This is a genomic window from Paenibacillus glycanilyticus (assembly GCF_030161375.1).
Lineage (GTDB): Bacteria > Bacillota > Bacilli > Paenibacillales > Paenibacillaceae > Pristimantibacillus > Pristimantibacillus glycanilyticus_B.
The window spans coordinates 301,451-325,251 of the sequence record NZ_BSSQ01000016.1; the positions used below are offsets into that span (position 1 = coordinate 301,451).

At 51.8% G+C, this 23,801-nt stretch carries 19 protein-coding genes; 15 read left to right on the top strand and 4 right to left on the bottom strand.

All coding sequences use genetic code 11. The features are described from left to right. Positions 1 to 6: 6 nt before the first annotated feature. From QQK89_RS21455 to QQK89_RS21465, 3 genes are all read left to right on the top strand, one after another. A complete protein-coding gene (locus QQK89_RS21455; protein ID WP_284240708.1) occupies positions 7 to 744 on the top strand; it encodes a hypothetical protein in 738 nt (245 codons plus the stop codon). A 116-nt stretch (positions 745 to 860) separates the two neighbouring features. Then, entirely contained in the window at positions 861 to 1,478 is a 618-nt protein-coding gene (locus QQK89_RS21460; protein WP_284240709.1) for a TetR/AcrR family transcriptional regulator, read from the top strand. 50 nt (positions 1,479 to 1,528) lie between these two features. Further along, a complete protein-coding gene (locus QQK89_RS21465) occupies positions 1,529 to 3,394 on the top strand; it encodes an LTA synthase family protein (RefSeq protein ID WP_284240710.1) in 1,866 nt (621 codons plus the stop codon). Between the two features lie 49 nt (positions 3,395 to 3,443). Here QQK89_RS21465 and QQK89_RS21470 read toward each other — a convergent pair whose 3' ends face one another. From QQK89_RS21470 to QQK89_RS21480, 3 genes are read right to left on the bottom strand one after another with little or no spacing between them, the layout of a single operon-like run. Further along, positions 3,444 to 4,451: a FecCD family ABC transporter permease gene (locus tag QQK89_RS21470; protein WP_284240711.1), complete on the bottom strand. Its 1,008-nt coding sequence runs from the start codon at positions 4,449 to 4,451 to the stop codon at positions 3,444 to 3,446. Then, a complete protein-coding gene (locus QQK89_RS21475) occupies positions 4,448 to 5,461 on the bottom strand; it encodes a FecCD family ABC transporter permease (protein WP_284240712.1) in 1,014 nt (337 codons plus the stop codon). The genes QQK89_RS21470 and QQK89_RS21475 overlap by 4 nt, the downstream gene beginning before the upstream one ends. A 3-nt stretch (positions 5,462 to 5,464) precedes the next feature. Further along, complete coding sequence (locus tag QQK89_RS21480; protein WP_284240713.1) at positions 5,465 to 6,442, bottom strand: iron-hydroxamate ABC transporter substrate-binding protein; 978 nt, start codon at positions 6,440 to 6,442, stop codon at positions 5,465 to 5,467. 229 nt (positions 6,443 to 6,671) lie between these two features. Here QQK89_RS21480 and QQK89_RS21485 point away from each other — a divergent pair, with 229 nt between their 5' ends. The 3 genes from QQK89_RS21485 to rlmN all read left to right on the top strand — a co-directional run bounded on the left by QQK89_RS21485 (position 6,672) and on the right by rlmN (position 9,742). Continuing rightward, positions 6,672 to 7,724 (top strand): NAD(P)/FAD-dependent oxidoreductase, encoded by a 1,053-nt coding sequence (locus QQK89_RS21485; protein ID WP_284240714.1) that lies wholly within the window; start codon positions 6,672 to 6,674, stop codon positions 7,722 to 7,724. A gap of 133 nt (positions 7,725 to 7,857) precedes the next feature. Next, positions 7,858 to 8,553, top strand: coding sequence for an NAD-dependent epimerase/dehydratase family protein (locus tag QQK89_RS21490; protein ID WP_284240715.1), 696 nt, complete (start codon positions 7,858 to 7,860; stop codon positions 8,551 to 8,553). Positions 8,554 to 8,671: 118 nt separating this feature from the next. Next, positions 8,672 to 9,742: a 23S rRNA (adenine(2503)-C(2))-methyltransferase RlmN gene (gene rlmN, locus QQK89_RS21495; RefSeq protein WP_284240716.1), complete on the top strand. Its 1,071-nt coding sequence runs from the start codon at positions 8,672 to 8,674 to the stop codon at positions 9,740 to 9,742. Positions 9,743 to 9,770: 28 nt separating this feature from the next. Here the strand turns inward: rlmN and QQK89_RS21500 are convergent, their stop codons facing one another. After that, complete coding sequence (locus tag QQK89_RS21500) at positions 9,771 to 10,430, bottom strand: lysoplasmalogenase (RefSeq protein ID WP_284240717.1); 660 nt, start codon at positions 10,428 to 10,430, stop codon at positions 9,771 to 9,773. A 47-nt stretch (positions 10,431 to 10,477) separates the two neighbouring features. Here QQK89_RS21500 and QQK89_RS21505 point away from each other — a divergent pair, with 47 nt between their 5' ends. The 9 genes from QQK89_RS21505 to QQK89_RS21545 all read left to right on the top strand — a co-directional run bounded on the left by QQK89_RS21505 (position 10,478) and on the right by QQK89_RS21545 (position 23,791). Further along, positions 10,478 to 11,851, top strand: coding sequence for an aldehyde dehydrogenase (locus tag QQK89_RS21505; RefSeq protein WP_284240718.1), 1,374 nt, complete (start codon positions 10,478 to 10,480; stop codon positions 11,849 to 11,851). A 157-nt stretch (positions 11,852 to 12,008) separates the two neighbouring features. Next, complete coding sequence (locus QQK89_RS21510) at positions 12,009 to 13,565, top strand: DHA2 family efflux MFS transporter permease subunit (protein WP_284240719.1); 1,557 nt, start codon at positions 12,009 to 12,011, stop codon at positions 13,563 to 13,565. Between the two features lie 122 nt (positions 13,566 to 13,687). Then, a complete protein-coding gene (locus QQK89_RS21515; RefSeq protein ID WP_284240720.1) occupies positions 13,688 to 14,401 on the top strand; it encodes a glycosyltransferase in 714 nt (237 codons plus the stop codon). Positions 14,402 to 14,641: 240 nt separating this feature from the next. After that, positions 14,642 to 16,630: a beta-galactosidase gene (locus tag QQK89_RS21520; RefSeq protein WP_284240721.1), complete on the top strand. Its 1,989-nt coding sequence runs from the start codon at positions 14,642 to 14,644 to the stop codon at positions 16,628 to 16,630. Positions 16,631 to 16,652: 22 nt separating this feature from the next. After that, positions 16,653 to 17,621, top strand: a complete 969-nt coding sequence (locus tag QQK89_RS21525) for an ABC transporter permease (RefSeq protein WP_284240722.1) — start codon at positions 16,653 to 16,655, stop codon at positions 17,619 to 17,621. Positions 17,622 to 17,651: 30 nt separating this feature from the next. Beyond that, positions 17,652 to 18,542, top strand: coding sequence for a carbohydrate ABC transporter permease (locus tag QQK89_RS21530; RefSeq protein WP_284240723.1), 891 nt, complete (start codon positions 17,652 to 17,654; stop codon positions 18,540 to 18,542). Between the two features lie 71 nt (positions 18,543 to 18,613). After that, positions 18,614 to 20,347: an extracellular solute-binding protein gene (locus tag QQK89_RS21535; RefSeq protein ID WP_284240724.1), complete on the top strand. Its 1,734-nt coding sequence runs from the start codon at positions 18,614 to 18,616 to the stop codon at positions 20,345 to 20,347. Positions 20,348 to 20,451: 104 nt separating this feature from the next. Further along, positions 20,452 to 22,248, top strand: coding sequence for a sensor histidine kinase (locus QQK89_RS21540; protein WP_284240725.1), 1,797 nt, complete (start codon positions 20,452 to 20,454; stop codon positions 22,246 to 22,248). After that, the gene (locus QQK89_RS21545) at positions 22,223 to 23,791 is read left to right on the top strand and encodes a response regulator (protein ID WP_284240726.1); all 1,569 of its coding nucleotides are present in this window, start codon (positions 22,223 to 22,225) and stop codon (positions 23,789 to 23,791) included. Before QQK89_RS21540 ends, QQK89_RS21545 begins: the two co-directional genes overlap by 26 nt. The last annotated feature ends 10 nt before the right edge of the window (positions 23,792 to 23,801 follow it).

The following is a 23,801-nucleotide window of genomic DNA, read 5'->3' on the forward strand; positions in this document are numbered from 1 at the left end:
ATTCCAGTGAATGATCGAGTGGCAGAGCGAGAAGCAAGAAGTTTAACGATAACCGGCAGCTCAAGCGTAATGGGCGGTTCTTATGACCGGGTCAAAATTGTAGGCGAAGGCGAGATCGTAGGCGATACAACATGCAACAAGCTCACCTGCATCGGCACGCTAGCGGCGGACGGCACCATTGCCGGAGAGAAAATGAGCATAGTAGGTACCTGCGATATTAAGGGCGGATTGCAAGGCGGTTCGTTAAAAACATCGGGAACCGTGTCCGTAAGCGGCATTACCCGTCTCCGCGAGTTAGGCATCTCTGGAACAATTGAAGCGAAGGATCATATCTATGCCGAGCAGATCAGATTAAGAGGCATGCTGCAAACGTTAGGCGATTGCGAAGCCGAGGAATTCTCGGGACGGGGAATTTTCGAGATTGGCGGTCTGCTGAGCGCCGATAAGCTGAATATCCATTTATACCGGGACTGCAAAGCGAACGAAATCGGCGGCGGCGTCATTAGAATCCGGCGGGCGAGTTTGCTTAATCCGCTCAGTTTGTTTTTTAAACCTTCTTCCAGCGCTAGGTTATTGGTCTCAGTTATGGAAGGAGATCATATCTATTTGGAAAACACAATTGCTGATATAGTAAGAGGGAACAAAGTTGAGATCGGACCTGGCTGCGAAATTGGGCTTGTCGAATACAAGGAGTTTTATGAGCAAAAAAAGGGCGCCGTCGTTAAAGATAAACGAAAAGTTTAGGCGATTTTGTGATGTTTTGGCAGATCGATTGACATCACTTCGGCCTTGCGCTAAAATTTCGCTGTGCGATCGTTCAGTGAAGTTAGTAAACAATCTTTGAAGGAGGTGGCGAGGAGATGACTCGCAACATCCGAAAAGAGCAAGCCGCAGAAACGCGAGAGAGAATACTAGAAGCAGCAAAGTCATTGTTTGCGGAAAAAGGATACCATGCTACCCCAGTTCGAGAAATTACGAGGCAGATCGGGATGGGCGACGGTATCCTTTATCATTATTTTCCGGGCGGCAAGCGCGAAATTATAGCGGTGTTGCTACGTGAGAGCTTCGAGCACCGTATGAAAGAAATCAAGCAGCTTCACCGGGTGATTGAACATCTGGAGCTGCGGGACGCGATGATTACTATCAAGCGCCGGATGTACGAACTGTTTACGGCGGATATGGATCTCATGCGGATTCTATTCCGCGAGAATGACCTGCTGGGCTTCGAGGAAGCCGAGCAATTAACGGCGCTGCTTCGCGAGCAGAGCGCCATCTTCGAACAATTTCTGAAAGACCGGCATGAGAGAGGCGAGATTCGCGATCTTAATTTCCGGATAGCATCGAGACAATTCTTGTCCACAGGCTTGCACGCGATTATGAGCAAATCCGTCGGGATTCAGTTGCTTAATGAACCGGATGTTTATAAGTGCATGGAAGAAAATGTGGATTTTACAATAGATCTTTGGAAAAATCCTTGAGCGACAAAGAGAAAGCCGGGGATTATTTTGTTTGATCAAAATGAAAGGTGATGACTAGGGTGTCTTTAATAACTAGATTTTTAAATAGACGGTTTTATTATTTCACAATTATCCTGTTGATCAAAAGTATCGTAGCCCGCGACGTCGTGTTCGGCAATGGATTCTCATGGCTGACGCTTCTGACAGAGCTTCCGTTCTTCTTCGCCGTATTTTGCTTGATTGAATATTTCGCAGGCAAGCGCAAAATGTATTATTACCTGATCGTGAACCTCATGTTCACCGTGCTTTATTTCTCGATATTGATGTATTACAAGTATTACGGCATTATCGTAACGACCGATGCCTTGTCGCAAGCTGACAAGGTTACGCAGGTAGGGGAAAGCACCTACTCGCTGATGGATCCTTATTATATGCTTATTTTCCTTGATATTATCGTGATTGCCGTTGTGTTATTGCTTCCGAAATTCCGGAAAGCCCGCCAATCCGCGGATTTGCGCCCGAGAAAAAGCAAGCTGTGGATGGCTGCATTTGCATTGTCCATTACGGTATGTTTAGTGAACGTATTGCCAAACCGCGCAAGCATGAACGAGAACAAACAAGCCGAAGAAATGGGCTTGCTCGATTATGAAGTGTACAATCTCGTGGACAAAATGATGGAAGAAGAGACGCTCACGCCGATGAGCGAAATTACGCAAGCCAAAATCAATGAGCTCAAAGGCATTACGGAGCCAACAACTCCGAAATACTTCGGGGCCGCAAAAGGCAAAAACGTCATTATTCTTCAAATGGAATCTTACCAGGATTTCCTGATTGGCCTGAAAGTAGGCGGCGTTGAAATTACGCCTAACATGAACAAGCTGGTGCAAGAAACAGCGCATTACAAAAACTTCTATACGATGGTCGGTCAAGGCACAACATCCGACGCTGAATATGTGGTAAATACGTCGCTGTACGTTCCGAAGCATAAAGCGGCAACGGACGTTAACGTCGACAAAGCATTGCCAAGCTTGCCGAAAGTCATGAAGGCAAACGGTTATGCAACCGCAACGTTCCATACGAACGCGGTTGATTTCTGGAACCGCAGAGAATTGTATTCGGCAATCGGCTGGGATAAATTCTACGACCAAGCGTTTTATGGCGACGAAGACCATGTAGCGTTTGGCGCTTCCGATGAAGTGTTGTACAAGAAAACTCTTCCTGAGCTGGTGAAGATGGATCAGGCGGATAAGCCGTTCTATTCGATGGTGATCTCGATGAGCGCGCATCATCCGTACAACATTCCAACTTCCAAATACCGCATTGAACTTCCTGCGGAGTTCAAAGACGACAGCCTTGTAACCCGTTATTTGAAAGCACAAAACTACGCAGACTATGCGCTTGGTCAATTTATTGACGGTCTGAAATCAAGCGGTCTGTGGGATGACAGCATCGTCCTCATGTACGGTGACCACCAAGGTCTGCCGCTGTACTCGCTGGATGATGACGAAAAAGCGTTGATGAAAGAAATGCTTGGCACAGATTACGGTCATACCGAAATGTTCAACATCCCGCTTATTATGCACGTTCCGGGCGTAACTCAGCCAAGCGAAGTTGATCAAGTAGGCGGCCAAGTAGATATCTTGCCTACTGTTGCCAATCTGGTGGGCGCATCGCTGGCGAATCAGATCCACTTCGGCGAAGATTTGCTGAACCAAAGTTCCGAGCTTATTCCAATGCGTCACTTCCTGCCGAGCGGATCGGTTATCGATAACGAGAACCTGTTTGTCCCAGGCATTGAATACAAAGATGGCACGAACCATAAAGTGACCGACGGTACGCTTACTACATCAGGCGGCGTAACCGAAGACGAGTACAATAGAGCACTTGAGCTTCTGCACTTATCAGATAGCTACGTTCAACAGCTTCCTCATAAATAATGCATATCACAAAGGCTCCCTCTCATGAGGGAGCCTTTGTTTGGTTTTGCTATTTCTTCAGCAGCAGATACAGGAAGTACGGCGCACCGATCAAGGAGACCACGATCCCGGCGGGCAAGCCGCCCGCAATGTCGACCTGACGGCCAATTGTATCGGCCAGGACAAGCAGCCATCCGCCAAACAAGATAGAGATCGGAATAAACAACTGATTGCGCGGCCCGACGAGCGATTTCGCGATATGCGGCGCGAGCAGCCCGATGAAGGCAATCCCGCCCGTGACGGATACGGCAGAGGCGGCAAGCGCCACGGCGGTGAAGAGCAGCACCAGACGCTCCTTCGTCAGCGAAATGCCGACCCCAACCGCAACCGGTTCATTTAGCGCGAGAATGTTCAAGCGGTTAGCCTTGAACAGCGTAAACGGAATGAGTACGGCGAGCCATGGCCACATGGCATTAATAAATACCCAATCCGTACCCCAAATGCCGCCCGCGATCCACTTCGCGATAAAGTCGACCTTCTCGCGGTCTGCCGAGGACATCAGCACGATCATGACGCCGCTTAGCGCCATTTGGAAGCCGATGCCCGTAAGCACCATGTTCACCGGCTGGATGCCCACATGCTTTTTCCAAGAGAACAAGGCAATGAGACAGGCGGTCGCGATTCCCCCTATAAAGGCAACAATCGGAAGCACGTAGACAAACGGGCCTGCTTCCGTCGGGAAGAACAAGAAGAAGATCGTAATCGCCACGCCTGCCCCCGAGTTGATGCCTACAATGCCGGGATCAGCCAGATCATTGCGGGATACTCCTTGCAGAATCGAACCGGATAAGGCAAGCGCCATGCCGGCCAGTAAAGTCAGGATGACGCGAGGCATCCGTATTTCGAACAAAATAAAGTTCTCCTTCGACGTACCGTCGCCAAACAAAACGGGCAGCAGCCTTTTAATCGTCAAGGTGGAGTAACCTAGACTCAGACTTGCAATAACCGTGGCAATGATAAGGAGAAGCAGAATGCCAAGGATGATGCGTTGTTTGCGGACCAAATGGGATAAGATCATTTCAGCGCTTTACCTCCTCTTCTAACGATGATGAGGAAGAAAGGCAGACCCACAACCGCAATGACAGCCGCTACGGGCGTTTCAAACGGAGCATTGATCGTTCGGCCAATCAGATCGGCGAGAAGCATAAAGGAAGCGCCGGCAATAGCGGACATGGGAACGGAATACCGGTAGTCCTGCCCGACAATCGGGCGTACCATATGCGGAATCATCAGGCCGAGGAAGGCCAGATTGCCAACAAGCGCTACGGATGCGCCGGCGAGCAGAATCGTAACCGCAAACAAGATGCCTTTAATAAATCCGGTTCTTTGCCCCAGGCTGGTCGCCACGTCTTCGCTCAAGCTAAGGATGGTCAACTGTTTGGACAAGACAATAGCAATGAGAATGCCAACAACTATAAACGGAACAATGATTTGAAGTTGTCCCCAGGACGTTCCGATCAGACCGCCGGAAGTCCACATGTTAACGTCTTTGGATACTTTGAAGGTAAGACCAATGCCTTCCGCAATGGCGAACAAAAACGTAGAAACAGCAGCTCCCGCAAGCACGATGCGAATAGGGGAGAAGCCGCCTCGTTTGGCCGCGCCGATTCCGATCACGAGAATGGAACCTAAGGCAGCGCCGATAAAACAGGCGATCATAATGCCGAAGTAATTAATGCTGGGGAATATCGCAACCGTAACGGCAAGGGCGGCGTTCGCGCCGGCCGATAAACCGAGAAGCCCGGGATCGGCCAGCGCGTTCCGCGTTACGCCCTGCATAATGGCACCGGATACGGCGAGTGCCGCACCGACGAATATCGCCGCGATCTCGCGAGGCAGCCTGATTTCGCGCAAAAGCGTCACCTTCTCGCTTGTATCGTGAGGTGACGTCAATGCTTGCCATGTATCATGGACCGTGGTGTCGGCAGCGCCGAACACCATGGCCAGGAAAAAGATTGCGATAAAGAACACGATCCCCGCACTTAACTTGATAACAAACGGTATAGGGCGTTTCGTATTCTGTACCATGGATTAGTTACCCAGGAACTGCTCTTTGAAGAAGTTCAATTGATAATCAAGCGTGTAGGCATCGTTGAAGTAGAAACCTCTGGCGTCTGCCGTAATGACATGATTGTTTTTTACAGCCGGGATGTTCTTGTAAGTTTCGGTTTCGGTAATGGAACCTGCCGTATCTTTGCTTTGGCTGAAGACGATGTAGTCGCCTGCGTATTCCGGAAGAACTTCCAGGGACAGCGCATACCAGCCGTCTTTCGAAGTCATATCTTTTACCTTCTCAGGCATCTTCAGGCCCATCGCTTGGTACAGAATTTCCGTACCGCGGCCCCAAGCGTCTCCGAACATATACAATTCCTTGTCATAGTTCTCAATAACGGTAACCGTGGAGTCTTCGCCGATCTTCGCTTTAATGTCTTTGCCGATTTGAGTAGCGCGCGCTTTGAAGTCATCTACCCAAGCCGTTGCTTCTTTTTCCTTGTTAACGGCTTTGCCGACTTCGATATGTTGCTGCAGGTAATCGACTTTATTGTAGGTGAAAATGACGGTTGGAGCGATTTCCTTCAGTTTGTCAACGTTCTTTGTCGTTTCGGTGCCGAGAATCAGATCCGGATTCAGCTCGAGAATTTTCTCGATATCATCTTCGGATACTTCGGTTACGTCCTTCAGCTGCTCCGTGAAGTTAGGATTGTCTTTCGCCCAGGAAGTAACGCCAACGGGCGTGAGACCAAGGGAGATCAAGCTGCCCGTATAAGAAGAAAGGTCAACGATGCGTTGCGGATTAGCCGGCACTTCCATAGGACCGTTTTCCGATTGGAACGTGATGGTGCCAGTCGCGTCGGAAGCGGCGTTAGCTGCCGGGGAAGAGCTTTCCGTACCTGCGTTATTTGAAGCTTTGGAGTTGCCTGCTCCGGCATTATTGCCCGAGTTGTTGTTTCCGCATGCGCTCAGAATAATAACGAAGAGCATCATGAGGGAGATAAGTCCTTTTTTCATGGGTGTTCAATCTCCTTATAGTTAATATAGTGGGAATACATAAACGACGAGGGCTATATACTAAATCTAACACTTAAGTAAGTGATAATGATTATCAGTATCTTGCCTGTTATTAAATTATAGTGATTTAGTAGGATTGTCAACCGCTTATTGAAAAATGTTCTCAAATGGCTTATACTATTGATAATGATAATCAATGACGATAGTTGCTTTCCGAGGAGGAACGTTCATGCTGCAAGAAGAATTGTTTGACGTAACGGTAATCGGGGGCGGTCCGGCAGGACTGTACTCGACTTTCTATAGTGGTCTTAGAGAAATGAAGACGAAGCTGATCGAGTTCCAGCCTTTTCTGGGCGGCAAGGTGCATGTGTACCCGGAGAAAATGATTTGGGACATCGGGGGCTTAACTCCTACTCCTGGGGCGCAACTGATTGAGCAGCTGGTGAAGCAAGGGCTGACTTTCGATCCGGAAGTGGTCTTGAATGAAAAGATCGAATCCATTACGCGTAACGAGGACAATATCTTTGAACTGCATGGCTCTTCCGGACGTATTCATTATTCCAAAACCGTCATTGTAGCGGTGGGAGGCGGCATTCTGAATCCTACCAAACTGTCGATTGAAGGGGCGGAGAAGTTCGAGGTAACCAACCTTCATTACACGGTTAAATCGCTCAAGCGGTTCAAGGACAAGACGGTTGTTATCTCCGGCGGCGGCAACTCGGCCGTTGACTGGGCGATGGAGCTGCTGCCGTTCGCGAAGCAGATCTACATTACATACCGCAAGGATGCCTTGTCCGGGCATGAAGCGAATGTAACGACTCTACTGAACAACCCGAAGGTGGAATGTTTGTTCAACACCGAAATTACGAAGCTGCTGGCGAACTCCGGCGATGAGCTTGTTGAACGCGTTGAACTGACGTGCAGCAAGACCGGCGCAGTCTCGCAGCTGACTATAGATGAAGTTGTTATTAACCACGGTTACGACCGGGACTCCTCCTTGCTCGAGAACAGCAAGCTGAACATCGAGATGGTGGATGACTGGTATGTTAAGGGCACTCCAAGCGGCGAGTCCTCCGTGCCAGGGATGTTTGCAGCCGGCGACATCCTCATGCATGACGGTAAATTGCATTTGATCGCAGGTTGCTTCCAGGATGGGGCCAATGCGGTCAACAGCGCCAAATCCTACATTCAACCGGACGCCAATAAATACGGCATGGTCTCCTCCCATAATGAATTATTCAAGGAACGGAACCGCGAGTTAGTGAAGCAGTTAATGGCCTAATCACATACAAGGACGGAGCGGCTTCACAGCTGTCCCGTCTTTTTTTGCGACCTCTATCCGGTACAGTTGAGCGTGGTTCGGAGCCTGTGCCATAATGGCTGTAGGAGCTGTATAGAAGGGGAGAGATGCAAGAGTGGCAGGGACAAAACAAAAAGTGAAAGCGATTGTTACCGGAGCAACGGGCATGGTAGGGGAAGGCGTCCTTATGGAATGCCTGCGACACCCGGATGTGGAGCAGGTGTTGGTTGTATCCCGGCGTCCATGCGGCGTGACGCATCCCAAGCTGAAGGAAATCATCCATTCAAATTTTCATGATTTGACTCCGATTGAGGAAGAGCTTCGCGGTTATAATGCCTGCTACTTCTGCCTTGGCGTCTCGTCCGTCGGAATGTCGGAAGCCGACTATACCCGCGTAACCTACGATTTGACCATGCATGTTGCGGGGCTGCTCGCAGGTTTGAACCCGGATATGGTGTTCTGTTATGTGACCGGAAGCGGGACGGACAGCACAGAGAAGGGGAGCCGAATGTGGGCAAGAGTGAAGGGGAAGACCGAAAATGATTTAATGAAGCTGCCTTTCCGCCGGGCGTTTATGTTCAGACCATGTTACATGCACCCGACTAAGGGACAAACAAGAGTTCCGAAATGGGCAAGCGCGGTTACCTGGCTATATCCGCTGCTCAGACCCGTATTCCCTAACCATCTGATTACGCTCAGGCAAGTAGGACTTGCGATGATTCAAACTTCATATACCGCTTATGAGCGCCATATTCTCGATCCGAAAGACATTATCGCTCTTGCGAAAGAAGGCGGCGGTCAGCCATATTAACGTCCGTGATCTGCCGGAGTATACTGGAACGAATACAGCCCTTGTTTTCGTCGGGCAATTTTGGGACAATAGGAACAGTATGCGGCTCTCGCCGCGTTTTGCGAAAAGAGGAATCACGATGAGCACAACATCCATTTATGGATTAACTTTAGAGCAATTAACGGCATGGCTGGGCGAGCGCGGGCATAAGAAGTTCCGGGCGACTCAGGTGTGGGAATACGTGTACCGGAAGCGGGTAACAAGCTTTGCGGATATGACGGACGTACATCCGGACTGCGTGCGGCTGCTGGAGGAGAACTTCACCTTCCGGACGCTAGCCGAACATACCAAGCAGGTATCGAAGGACGGCACGATCAAGCTCTTGCTGAAGCTGAGCGACGGGAATCTGATCGAGACCGTTATGATGCGCCATAAGTTCGGCCTGTCGGTCTGCGTAACGACGCAGGTTGGCTGCAACATCGGCTGCAGCTTCTGCGCTAGCGGTCTGCTCAAGAAGAGCCGGGACTTGACTAGCGGCGAGATCGTGGAGCAGATTATGAAGATTCAGCTTCATCTCGATGAAGCGGGACAAGGCGAGAAGGTCAGCCATATCGTCGTGATGGGGATCGGCGAACCGTTCGATAACTTCACTCACCTGAACAACTTCCTTACTACGGTGAAGGATCATAAAGGCCTTGCGATCGGACCGCGCCATATTACGGTATCGACAAGCGGTCTCGCGGACAAAATCCGGGAATTCGCCGACAAGGACCAAGGGGTTAACCTCGCAGTGTCGCTGCATGCGCCTAACAATGAGCTGCGGACGCGGATTATGAAGATTAACCGGGCGATTCCGATCGAGAAGCTGATGGATGCGATTGATTATTACCTGGAGCGGACAAACCGCCGGATCACGCTCGAATACATTTTGCTGAAAGACGTGAACGACCAGCGGGAGCAGGCGCTTGAGCTTGCCCAGCTGGTGGGTGATCGCCGCCGGTCGCTTGTTAACGTGAACCTGATTCCTTACAATCCGGTTGACGAGCATAGCCAATACCAGCGCAGCGAGAACGACTCGATTAAAGGTTTCTACGACACGCTGAAAAAAGAAGGCGTCAGCGTCAGCGTCCGCCTCGAGCACGGCGCCGACATTGATGCGGCTTGCGGTCAGCTGCGCAGCAAGCAAATGAACAAAGAAAAGGCCGGTTAACCGGCAGGTTGCATAAGGAAAGCCATGATCAAGGGATCATGGCTTTTTGCTTAGGTACGGCGCGGATCTTGAAACCGATGCAGGTTGCGATGCAGAACTGCGCGGCGTAATAAGTCGTCATGATCAGGATATCCGAGTTCGCGACATCCGAGATGAATTTATTCCAAGCGAGAATTGAATCGGATGCCATAAACAGCATAGCGCCGGCAATCGCCCATGCGTTGCCGGACATAATTGCGGCCCAGCCCATTAGCGAAATGGCCGTTACATAGACAAGAACGGGGATTTTTAGCCCATCGTCTCCCGATTTCGATAGAGCATCTAGTAGTTCAAAACCTATATAGACGGCATAAGCTCCGATTGGAACGATCGTAACTAGCCGCCAGAAGGAGAATGTCCATTGCCCGAAAAATCCGCTTAAATAAAATAGATGTCCGATCAGGAAAGCGGATAGCCCGACAATAAAGTTATCGAGGGTGACATCGCCAAGGACGCAAAAGATCAAGCCTGCCAGCAGGATAGTCTGAAAACGCTTCCCATTGCCGGCAGGTTGCAAGTAAGCATACGCGATGATTAGAATCATCGGAATCGCTTTGAAAATTAGCTTGACGGCATGCGGTTCAGCAGGAATGATAAAAATGTAAAGCAAACCTGTAAGAAGAATGAGTGCAGGCATGATTTTATTCAATCAGCATCGCTCCTTTTTCCTAACTATAGCATAAGGCGGGGTATGACATGAACGGATATGGATCTCAATTGCTGGAGAAGCAGCAGCACTATTACCGGACGGGGGCAACACGGAGCCTGGAATTCCGTTTGGCGCAGCTGGCGAAGCTGCGTCAGGCGGTCACTGAGCGGGAGGAAGCCATTATGCAGGCGCTTCGCCTCGATCTGAACCGGAGCGAGCAGGAATCCTACATGCTGGAGATTGGACTTGTTCTGAAAGAAATCTCTTTCGTGCAGAAGCGGCTCAAGCGGTGGATGAAGCCCGCCAAGGTCAAAACCGCGCTTACCCATGCGGGAAGCAAAGGGTACATCGTGCCGGAACCGCTTGGCACCGCGCTTATTATCGCGCCTTGGAACTATCCGTTCCAGCTTGCGATGGCACCGCTTGTGGGCGCTATCGCCGCGGGCAATACGGCCGTGCTGAAGCCTTCGGAGCTATCGCCGGCCGTATCGGAAGTGATGTCTTCCCTCATTCAAGATACGTTTGATCCCTCCTACATCGCGGTCATGGAAGGCGGCGTCGAAATAAGCCAGGAGCTGCTGGATCTGCCGTTTGATAAAATCTTCTTCACCGGCAGCGTTAACGTCGGCAAGCAGGTGATGGCCGCTGCGGCCAAACATTTAACGCCGGTTACGCTGGAGCTTGGAGGCAAAAGCCCGGCGATTGTGCATCATGATGCCAACCTCAAGCTGGCGGCCAGACGGCTCGCCTTCGGCAAATTCATTAACGCCGGGCAGACCTGCATCGCTCCCGATTACGTGCTTGTGCACCATAGCGTGCTGGAGCCGTTTCTTCAGCAGCTTCATAAAGCGGTCACGAAATTTTATGGTCCAAATCCGCTTGAGCATAAGGATTACGGCAAAATCATCTCGCAGCGGCATTTCAACAGGCTAGTCAGCTTCCTGCGGGATGGCGAAGCGGTTATGGGCGGGGGCGCCGACGAGCTGGCGCTTCGAATCGAGCCAACGGTACTAACCCGAGTAGACTGGGATATGCCGGTGATGCAAGAGGAGATTTTTGGCCCGATATTGCCTGTGCTGGTCTATGACGAGCTGCAGGAAGCGATTGATCAGATCAATGCGCGTCCCAAGCCCTTGGCGCTCTATCTGTTCAGCGAAAACGCGGCTATTCAGAAGCGGGTGACGGAGGCGGTGCCGTTTGGCGGAGGGTGCATCAACGATACGCTGATGCATTTGGCGACACCGTATTTGCCGTTTGGCGGAGTAGGAGAAAGCGGGATCGGCGCTTATCACGGCGAGTACAGCTTCAAAACGTTCTCCCATATGAAAAGCGTGCTGAAGCAAACGACCAAGTTTGATTTTGCTTTCCGTTATCCGTCGGCTAAGGGTGGTCTTTCGATCATAAAAAGGCTGATGAAATAGCGTTATGCAGGTTGAAAACGGTTTAACTATTTTTGCCAAAAATTTAATTGACTTGGGACGGTCATGCTCAGTAACATGGGGAAGCAAGAGCCATTACTGACAGCCGTTGTCCATCATCCTTGGCGTAATGGTGTATTCCATTTAGGAGGTTATAAGGATGGAACAACGGTTAACGGATAACCCGCAGGAGCAGCCATTTCAGATGAAAAGCATTATGCTCCCGCTTGTTGCGATTATTCTCGGCTGTTTTATGGTTATTCTCGATACAACGGCTATGAATGTGGCTTTATCGAAGCTCGTGGATGATTTCCACACGCAGCTTCCGACTCTGCAGTGGACGGTAACGGGCTATATGCTTGCGCAAGCCGCTGTTATCCCGCTTGCAGGCTGGCTGTCCGACCGGTTCGGCGCCAAGACGATATTCCTCACTTCGGTTATATTGTTCACGTTAGGCTCGCTGCTGTGCGCAATGCCCAATGATCCTCAGATGCTTATTTTGTTCCGCGTCATCCAAGGGCTGGGCGGCGGATTTGTGATGCCGGTTGCGATGGCCTATGTATACCGGCTGAGTCCGCCTAACAAGGTGGGGCAGGTCATGGGCATGCTTGGCGTGCCGATCCTGCTCGCGCCGGCGATTGGACCAATCCTCTCCGGCTGGCTGGTCGAGTACCACTCCTGGCGCTGGATCTTTCTGATCAATCTGCCGGTAGGCGTGATCAGCGTATGGTTTGGTTTGCGGTACCTGCCGAAGCTGGCGACCAAGAAACTTGCCGGATTGGATGTACCGGGCATGATTTTGGGGCCGCTCGCTTTTGCCGCTTTGTCCTACGGCGTTAACCAAGGAGCGGAAAGCTGGACTTCGGATAAAACGCTCATCGGCCTCATTGCTGGCGGCGTTGCGCTCATTGTCTTTATCTTTGTTGAGCTTCGCGCGACACATCCGCTGCTTGATCTTCGCGTATTCCGCTCGGTGGACTTCTCGTTTGGCATTGTGGTGCAATGGATCGTTCAGTTCTCGCTGTTTGGCGCGATCTTCCTGCTGCCGCAATTTCTGCAGCAAGGGCGCGGTTACGGAGCATTCGACACGGGACTCACTTTGTTCCCTCAGGCGCTCGCTTCGGCCTGCATGATGCCGATCGGCGGGTATTTGTTCGACCGGATCGGGGTCCGCTGGCTCGTGGTTATCGGGCTCAGCCTCGTATCGGGCGCGATCTTCCAATATTCCAATCTCGATATTCATACAGGGCGGGAGGATCTGCTGTTGCCGCTTATTATGGCCGGCTCGGGAATGGGATTAATGATGATGCCGCTTAATTCCCATCTGATCAACAAGACGCCTCGCGAGCTGGTCAGCCGGGTTACTTCCCTTACCAGCGCCATGCAGCAGGTCATCAGCTCGCTTGCCGTAGCGCTGCTCGTCACCATTCTCACGAAGCGGATTGCAAAGCTTATGGCGGAGGCAAACGTGCCGCCAGAGGTGCTTGCCGGCCAAACTTCTTCGGGAGACGCAGCCGCGCAAGCGAGTCCGGAGCAGTTGCAGCAGCTGCTGGCGCTGGCGGTTGATGCCTTTGATTATACGTTTGGCATTATGGTGTTTGTCGCAATTACAGGGGCATTGCTTGGACTGCTGCTGCGCAGAGGCAAGAGACCTTCCGGAGAGATCACGCAGGCCGACAAACCGGAAGCAGCGCTTGAAGGACTTCATATGGGATAAACGGTTCAACCCCCCGGCTGCTTGCGGCCGGGTTTTTTTTGCTTGTCATAAAGGTATGAAATAGATGGAAACGACCACAATAAAGCTGTTACATAAACGACCTAAGGAGAACAAAAATCATCATGATGAAGCGAAATAACCGAATAAGAATGACTGTTGTAACGGCAGCCTTGGCGCTTAGCATGAGCCTCGCGCCTGCTTACGGTTGGGCCTCGGCAGGCCATGTCAGCGAGCCGGTTTCGCGGCAGGTATGCGTGAGCCCGTCAGCAGAGAAGCTGAAGGATGATCTTCGTTTGTTATGGATTGACCATGCGGTGTGGACGCGAAATACGATGATCAGCATGCTGGCTGGCCTCGAAGACGTGAATCCGGTGCTGAACCGGCTGCTTAACAACCAACAGGATATCGGCAATGCCATAAAGCCTTATTACGGAGAAGAAGCGGGCAACAAGCTGGCAGAGCTGCTGAAGGAGCATATTGTTCTGGCGGGTAAAGTCATTACGGCGGCCAAAACCGGCAATAACAAGGATTTTGAGAAGTACAACAAAGAGTGGTACCGGAATGCCGACGATATAGCCAAGTTCCTGAGCGGAGCTAATCCGAATTGGTCTTACGCGGACTTAAAGCAGATGATGGACAAACATCTGGATTGGTTGGCGGTTAATCTGACGTCGCGGTTGTCCAAGGATTGGGAGAAAGACATTGCTGCTTATGACGCGGGTCAGGCTCATCTGATGATGTTGTCGGATACGATCGCTGAAGGAATCGTGAAGCAGTTCCCGGAGAAGTTCGGCGGCCAGGCAACGGGAAGTTCCGCGCCTCGGGTTAACCCCTAGCCAAAAGAGTCAGTTCTACTAGCTATTAGCTAGGGAACTGGCTCTTTTTTGTTAGTGGTGCAGCTAGAAGCGGGAGGTGTATGCGATTTAAGCGAATCAGACTGATTTGGCGGGTGTTCATCTCTCACTTCTCCGGTTTTGCCGCTGCCAATCCCATTAGATAATAGGATCAGAGCAGGAGCAAAAGCATCCTGACCGCAAGCAAATGCTGCTGTTAGCAGAACGGAGATGTTGCGAGCTATGAAATTTGGCGTTTGTTATTATCCGGAGCATTGGCCGGAAGAGCGCTGGCCGCTAGATGCGAAGCTGATGCGGGAGGCGGGCATAACGATCGTCCGGATCGGGGAATTTGCTTGGTCGAAGCTAGAGCGCAGACCCGGCGAATATACCTTCGAATGGCTGGATAAAAGCTTGTCCATTCTAGCAGCCGAGGGCATACAGGCCGTATTGGGGACGCCAACGGCAACGCCGCCCAAATGGATTATGGATCGCCACCCTGATATATACATGCGGGATAACAAAGGGGTTGTCCGGGGGTTTGGCCACCGGCGGCATTATTGCTATAACAATCCGCACTATCATGTCCATGTTCAATCGATCGTTACGCGGATGGCGGAAAGATACGGTGATCACAACAGCGTTGTCGCCTGGCAGATCGACAATGAATTCGGCTGCACGGATACGACCCGTTGTTATTGCGATAATTGCAGAACCGCCTTCCAGCAATGGCTTGAGGATAAGTACGGGGACATTGATAACCTGAACGGGCAATGGGGAACGGTGTTCTGGAGCCAGATCTACAATGCGTTCAGCGAGATCGAGCTGCCGGCGTATACGGTATTTCCGCTTCATAACCCGGGGATGGAGCTGGATTTCCGGAGGTTCTCATCCGATTCCGCGGTGAAATTCCAAAAGCTCCAACTGGACATCCTCCGGTCCGTTGCTCCCAATCAGCCGATCACCCATAACATGATGGGCATGTTCAACGAAATCAACGACTTTGACCTGTCGGGGGAGTTGGATTTTGCTTCTCTCGACAGCTATCCAAACCTGATGTTTGCAGACAAGCCGGACCCGCGGAATGCGGCATTAGCCCTCGATGCGACGCGCGGCTTCAAGCAGTCGAACTTCTGGGTGATGGAGCATCAGAGCGGTCCGCCTGGCGGGAACCTGTTGTTCCCGACGCCCAAACCGGGCGAGCTTCGCAAATGGACGTACCAGTCCGTTGCGCATGGAGCGGATGCGATCCTTTATTTCCGCTGGAGGACTTGTTTGTTCGGCGCGGAACAGTTCTGGCACGGCTTGCTGCCGCATGACGGCATCCCGGGCAGGCGTTATGAGGAAGCGGCCCGTACGGGGGAAGAGCTGCATAAGCTTCTGCCTCAGATGGAAGGGCTAGGCAGCGGAGCCGAGGCGGCCATCATTCGCTCGTACGAGAATGAATGGACGATGGAGATACAGCCTCAAACTTATGAACACCGCTACGACCGGCAGTTTATGGCTTATTACCGGTACTTCTACGACAGCCGGATACCGGTCGACATCATCTCCGATGACCATTCCTTCGACGGTTATAAGCTGGTCGTTCTGCCGCATTATATGATGGCAAAACCGGGCGTAGCCGAAAGGCTGGAACGTTATGCGGCTACCGGCGGCACGGTCGTGCTGGACATTCGCGCCGGTACGAAGCTTTGGAACAACCAAATGGACGATGCGACGCTGCCGGGGGCATTCCGCGAGCTGCTTGGCATCCGCATCACCGATTACGGCACGCTTCGCACGGGGGAGACCCGGCGAATTGCCGCGGCAGACGGCGAGCCGGTCGGTCACGGAACGATTTGGTACGATGTCATCGCCTGCGAGAAAGCGGAAGCGATCGCCTGGTATGCGGAAGATTATATGTCCGGTACGCCAGCCGTAACCCGCAACGCCGTTGGCACAGGCAATGCCTATTACTTCGGTACGGGAGCTGACCCCGCGTGCATGCGCAGTCTAATGAGCCAAGTTTGCGAGTCTGCCGGTTTATGCCCGATTACAGAAGTTACGGCGCCGGAGGAAGTGGAGCTGGCGAGAAGGGCGGGCAGCGGGCAGCGATTTATTTTCGCCATAAACCATGCGGGAGAGGAGCGCAGCATTCAGCTGGCTGGACCATTGAAGGAGATGGTCTCGGACCGCGTGATGGAAGGTACGGCAGTTATTCCCGCATACGGGGTGTATGTATTCGCCTAAGCTGCCAAGAAAGGAGACTATTATGGCCAAACCCGCCAAAATATTAGGGGATCAAGAGATTATGCCACCGGCCGGGAAGAAGGCGGGGAAAAGCCTCGTCATACAAAGACAATACCAGCTGCTGCTCATGTCGACGCCGTTTGTGCTTCTCGTTATGCTGTTTTCGTTTGGCCCGCTGTGGGGCTGGATCATGGCTTTTCAGCATTACAAGGTCGCGCTGGGCCTTTGGAATTCGCCTTGGGCCGGCTTCGACAACTTTAAGCTGCTCTTCCAGGATCCCCAATTCTTCAATGCGCTTCGCAACACCGTCGTCATGGGGGTGCTTAATCTGGTGACGGGTTTTGTTGGCGCGATTGGTCTCGCTTTGCTGCTCAACGAAATCCGGTTTGTCTTCTTCAAGAGAGTCATTCAAACGTTAACGTATATCCCGCACTTCGTGTCCTGGGTCGTGATTGCGAATATATTCGCCACGCTGCTGTCCCCGGATGCCGGCGTTGTGAATGCGATTCTTATGAAGCTTGGCTTGATTCAGGAACCGCTGTATTTTCTCGGCGAGGAGAAATGGTTCTGGTGGATTCATACGGCGGCAAACTTCTGGAAGGAGCTTGGCTGGAATACGATCATCTACCTCGCGGTGCTTGTGGGCCTCAATCCGGAGCATTATGAAGCAGCCGAAGTGGACGGGGCAACGCGTTGGCAGAAGATGCGCTATATATCCATTCCGGGCCTGATGCCAACAGCCGTTCTGCTGCTTATCTTAAGTGTCGGCTGGATCGTGCAAAGCGGTTATGAATCGCAGTTCCTGCTTGGCAATCCGGTTGTCATCAACCGCTCCGAAGTGCTTGACCTGTATGCTCTGAACTACTCGACAAGCATTGGCGATTATTCATACGGCGTTGCGGTCAGCATGTTCAAATCGATTGTCAGTCTGGTGCTTGTCCTGCTGGTTAATTATACGGCGAAGAAAACATCCGGCAGCCGTTTATTCTAAGCGCTGCCGGCAGCAAGGAGGTGAGAGAACATGTTTGTCAGGCGGTCGATCGGAGATGTCGCTTTTAGCATAATGAACTACACGGTACTGCTGGTGCTTGGTATCGCTACCTTGTTCCCGTTTCTTAATCTGGCGGCCATTTCCTTAAACGACGCGGGAGATACGCTGAAGGGGACTATCTATGTCTGGCCCCGCGTCTTCACCTTGGAGAACTACAGCACGATATTCGCCAATGAAGGCTTGGCGGCTGCAGCGGTCCGCTCGGTGATACGGACGGTGGTAGGCACCGTGCTAGGCGTGTTATGTACCGCGATGCTTGCGTATGCGCTGAGCAGGAGGGAGTTTTTTCTCCGCAAGCCGTTTAATATCATCCTGATTATTACGATGTATGTAAATGGAGGGCTGATCCCGTTTTATCTGCTGGTCAAAAACATCGGGCTGATGAATCATGCCGCCGTTTATATTCTGCCGATGCTTATCGGCGTGTTTAACGTCATCATTATGCGAAGTTATTTCGAACAGCTGCCGGAAGGTATTGTCGAGTCGGCGAGAATTGACGGGGCTTCGGATTTTCAAATTCTGTTCCGCATCGTGCTTCAGATCAGCTTGCCCGTATTATCGACCATTACGCTGTATATCGCGGTTATGCATTGGAACTCCTGGTTTGACAACTACTTATACGCGAGCCGTAACGAGAACCTGAACCTGCTGCAATACGAGCTGCAGAAAATTCTAATCAGCTCCGTAAACCAGGTCATGAGCGCCAATACCCACATCGATGCAACGGATGCCAGACGGACCAATCCGGAGACGATTCGGGCGGCGATGACGATCATTGTCACCCTGCCGATTCTGCTGGTGTACCCGTTCCTGCAAAAGTATTTTGTAAAAGGCATGACCTTTGCTGCCATGAAGGAATAGGCGGCCAAGATTACGGTTGTCGGATCAAGGAATCCGGTGATATTATCATGACAAGATGAGAGGGTGTCCATATGTCAAAGACATGGAAAAAAGGGTTAACGCTGATGGCTGCTTCGGTAATGCTCACGGGTGTTGTAGCCGGCTGCTCCTCCAATAATAACGAAGGCGGGAATACGCAATCATCGAGTAACGGCGGTAATGCAGCGGCAACTAACGCAACAAATGAAGACGCTTCCAAAAATCCGGAAAAAGCACCGTTGGAACCAATTACGTACACCATGAACACGACAGACGAGAAGTTGACATGGGATACGCCGATCCAGAAGATTTTCACCGAAAAAACGGGAGTCTCCCTTAAATACGATCTGATCGTAGGCGAAGAGACGCAGAAGCAGGATCTGTGGCTCGCTTCCGGCGATTACCCGGACGTTATGGCCATGGGCCCGACGGAAGTCCAGAAATACAAAGACGGCGGAGCGCTTATCCCGCTGAACGATCTGATCGATCAATACGGCCCGAACATTAAAGAGAAATTCGGCGAATACTTCAACCTCCTCAAGGACGAGGACGGCAAGATCTGGTCCATCTACGGCGTGAATAAGAGCCGCGAGGCGAAAGCGGACGCATCCGCAAACTTTATTATCCAATACGACGTGCTGAAGGAAGCGGGTTATCCGCAGATCAAGACGCTCGACCAGCTGTACGACATCCTGAAAGCCTACAAAGACAAACATCCTCAGATTGAAGGCAAAGATACCATTGGTTTCTCCGGCGCCATGACGGGCTGGCAAGTCAATATTGAATACAACAATCCGATTATCAGCGCATCCGGTCTGCCTGACCACGGCAACTTCCGGATTGACGGGAACGGCCAGGTCGAATACAACCCGGTCTCCGAAGACGCGAAGAAATACTATTCTTTCCTGAACAAGCTTTACCAGAACGGACTTTACGACAAGGAAGCATTCTCGCAAGATGATTTGTCCAAAAAGCTTGCGCAAGGCCGTGTACTAGCAGCATACGCGCCTAAGTGGATGGTCGGCAACGTAGAAACCCAATTCCGCCTTGATGGACATCCGGAACGTCAATACGCTTATTTGCCGCTGTTCTTCTCGGACGATACGGCTGATCAATCGAATACGGTCGTTCCGACCTTTGCGGGCAGCCTGCAGTGGGCGGTTACGACTTCCGCGAAAAATCCGGAGCGCTTCATCCAGTTCATCGATTACTTGTTCTCGGATGAAGGCCAGATTCTGTCGCAATGGGGCATCGAAGGCACGCATTACGAAGTGAAGGACGGCAAGCGAACCTTGCTGCCGGCTGAACTGGAGGCGCGCAAGAACGACCCTGATCATGGCACGAAAGAAGGTTTTACGAGCAACGGCACGGGCAGCGGCTCCTGGTTTAACGTTGGCGACGGCGCGAAGCTGAGTGACGGCGATTACGCGACTCCGCTTACGAAGGACTACCAGCTTAGCCTCTATGATGATATGACCAAAGAAGTGTTGGCCAAATACGGCAAGCAAACATGGGCGGATTTCCTGCCGCCCGCGCAAGTGGTGCCGGGTTATCTGTGGCAGGTATCGCCGCCGGAGAACATTAACCTGCAGGCGAAGAAGATCGAGGAAGCATGGAAGAAATACTTGCCGAAGCTCATTATGGCGAAAAACGCCACGGACTTTGACAGCAGCTGGGATGGCATGAAGTCGACCATGGAGAAGGCGGGTCTTCAAGAAGTGAACGGCGCTTATACCGACCTTTGGGCGGACTTTAACGCCAAATTTAAAGCCACCATCGGAGAATAAGCAGAGGCAGTAAGCTTAGAATATCGCGTACGCCTTGAACACTCGTGCAAGGCGTACGTTCTTTTGCTTCCTTACACTTGAAGAGAGAGAAGGGATGAAGGCGAATGAAAATCCGGACCAAGCTTATTCTAGCAAACCTATTCATCGTCCTATTCCTGCTTGGCTCGGTTACTTACGTGCTTACCCAACGCAGCACGAAGCTTGTGCACGAGCATATCGTGCAGAACGCTACGTTATCGCTGTCGCAGATTGGTCAGAATCTGGACAATAGGCTGGCATCCTATGAGGACGTCGCCAATACGCTATTTCTGAACCCAAAGCTGAATCTGATTCTCGACCAGCGTTATGCGGATCAGCTAGAAGCCTACGAAGTATATTCCGAGCAATTTCAACCCTTCCTCTCGGCAATTCAATCTACGCGAGACGTTATGAAGGTGGATGTATTCACCGACAATCCGTCTTTCTTTTTCTCCAACGTCCAACTCATTGATGACGAAATCCGCTCCTCCGATTGGTACAAGGAAGTGATGGGCAACAACACTGGCGGCTATTGGACGCATCCTTATCTGACTTTTCCGAAAAAAGAACCCGTTATCAGCTTCCGCAAGCGGCTGAACAATGTGAACAGGGACTCGCCAAGCGTCGTGTCGCTTGAGGTCAGGCTCAAAAATCTCGCGCAGCTCGTTGACCTGGAGAGCAAGAACAAACGCGTCATCTTCGCGTTGTCCGACGGGACGGTGCTAATCGACAGCGACAAGGAGAATGCGGTGGATAATATCAGCCGGCTTCCGTTTGGTTCTGAAGTGATGAACGGTTCGGATGGCAGCTTTGATCAAATGATGAACAAGCAGTCCTATCAGATTCTGTACCAGACGCTTAGCTCCCGGAATATCGTCAAAGGGATGAAGGTCATTGCGTTTGTTCCGACGCAGGAATTGTCCGCCAAGCTTATGCAGCTCCGTTCCCTTGCGGTTTTGCTGTTTGCTTTGGCGCTCCTGGTCTCCATTCTGCTTATATCGATCATGTCCGTCAGCCTGACCCGGCGGTTAACGGAGCTTGCGATGAAGATGAAACGGCTGAACCGCGACAAGTTCGATAGCTTTGTGGAGGTTAAAGGAAGCGACGAGGTGGCGCAGCTTGGCGAAATGTTTAACCTTATGGTGCGAAGGCTGCGCGAATTGATAGGAGAGGTCTATCAATCCGAGCTCGACCGGAGGGAAAACGCGCTGCGGACGAAGGAAGTGGAGTTGTACGCGCTGCAGACGCAGATCAATCCGCATTTTCTGTTTAACACGCTCAATATGATCCGGGGCAAGCTGCTTATTGCGGGCGACCGGGAAAATGCAAAGGTTATCGGCCTTCTCGCCAAGTCTTTCCGCATGATGCTCAAGAAAGGCGGACCAACGATCCGGCTGTCGGAGGAGCTTGAATTCATATCCAGCTATTTGCAAATTCAGCAATACCGGTTCGGCGAGAAGTTTACCTACGAGATTGACGTGCCGGAGGAAGAAATGGACGCGCTAGTTCCTAAGCTGTGCATCCAGCCGATTGTAGAGAATGCGATCTCCCATGGCATTGAACTGAGCCCTACTTCCTCCCGCATCCGGATTGCCGGTGAGCGGAGAGGGGGAGAGCTGCTTCTGATCATAAGTGATAACGGACTTGGAATCGCTGCGGAACGTCTGGCAGACATCCGGAAGAGGCTGCGCAGCGATGACAGTCTCGCAGGCGATGCCCATATCGGGTTGCAAAATGTGCAGCACCGGCTAAAGCATTTATTCGGAGAGTCATACGGGCTTGATATAACAAGCGAGGCAGGAGCCTGGACGGAAGTAACGATAAGCATTCCTAGGGGCGGACAGGAGGAGGTGCCGGATGTACGACGTGTTAATCGTGGATGATGAGCCGGTTGCTCGCCAATCGCTTCGTTATCTCATTGATTGGGAGGAGCTTGGGTTCACCGTCAAGGGAGAAGCGCAGGATGGTCAGCAAGCGCTGGAGTTGCTGCGCAGCCATCGTTATTCCCTTGTGTTGACCGACATCCGCATGCCGGTTGTGAACGGTCTCGAGATGGCTGCGGCCATGCAGGAATTTACGGATACGCCGGTCGTAATCTTGAGCGGTTATGATGATTTTGCTTATGCCCGGGAAGGGTTAAGGCTTGGCGTGAAGGAGTATTTGCTTAAGCCGGTGGACGAAGAGGATCTTATTGCTTTGCTTAAGAAACTCGCTGCCGGCATGCGTGAGCAGCAATTGCTGGATAAACGGCAACGGTTAGGTTTATCGGCGGGGAGGGATCAGCTCTTGCGCCGCTGGGTGCATGGGCAGATTTCCGCCAGGGAGCTGGAGGAGCAGGTTCGCCTTCTTGGACTCCAAACCGGAGAAGAGCGTTATGCTTGTCTGCTGATGGAACTGGATTTCATTGCGGACGGCGAGATGCAGGACCGGGATACGGATCTGCTGCGCTTTGCCATCCGCAATATAGCGGAGGAAATAATAGCCGGTCATGGTTATGTATTTGAAGAATCCGAGGAGCGGATCGGCATCTTGTTAGGCGGCCCTTCTGCCGAGATGGGGCAGGAGCAGTGTCGGCAATGGGCCGAAAAGCTGCAATCATCGGCAATTCAATACGCCAAGACGACGGTTACGATCGGCATTGGCGCAAGCGTCGGCTCGGCAGCTGAAATCAAGCAATCCTGGAGTCAGGCGGAGGAAGCGCTGGACGGAAAGTTTCTGTCGGGGGCCGGGACGGTGCTGCTCACTCACGGGAAAGCGAAATCGGAATCCGGAGAATCGAATACGCTGCAAGCGCTTGAAGATGAGGTGCTGGAGATGGTGCGCAGCTGCCGGCGAACGGAGACGATGCGGGCGCTCGGTCGGCTGTGGGAGTGTTATCGAATGGAACAGGTGCCGGAGAGCAGGGCCAAAATATCGGTCCTCGAGCTGCTCATCCAACTGTTCCGGCTCATGAAGGAGCAAGGTGCCAGCCATGACCGGTTGTTTGATCCTGCTTTGGGCGATTATGAACGAATCATGCGGATCAAGACGATGGAGGAGCTGCTGCGTTATACGGAGAGCAAATGCGGGGATGTCGTGGACGCTATGCTGCGGACCAAGGAGGTTCGGCCCAACAAAATTGTCGCGGAGGTAAAACGGATCGTGCAGGAGCAATACAGCGGTTCGATTAGTCTACGGGAAGTGGCGGCTACGATCTATATGAATCCCAATTATCTCGGCAAGTTGTTTAAGGCAAACACCGATCAGTCCTTTAACGATTATGTGCTCCAAGTGAGGATGGAGAAAGCGAAGGAGCTGCTTCTTCACACGGACAAAAAAGTGTACGAAATCGCTCAAGAGATTGGTTTCAGCGAACTGGACTGGTTCTATAAACGATTCAAAGCGTACACGGGCGTAAGTACCGGCGATTACCGGAATGCCCGCTGAGGGGACAAGG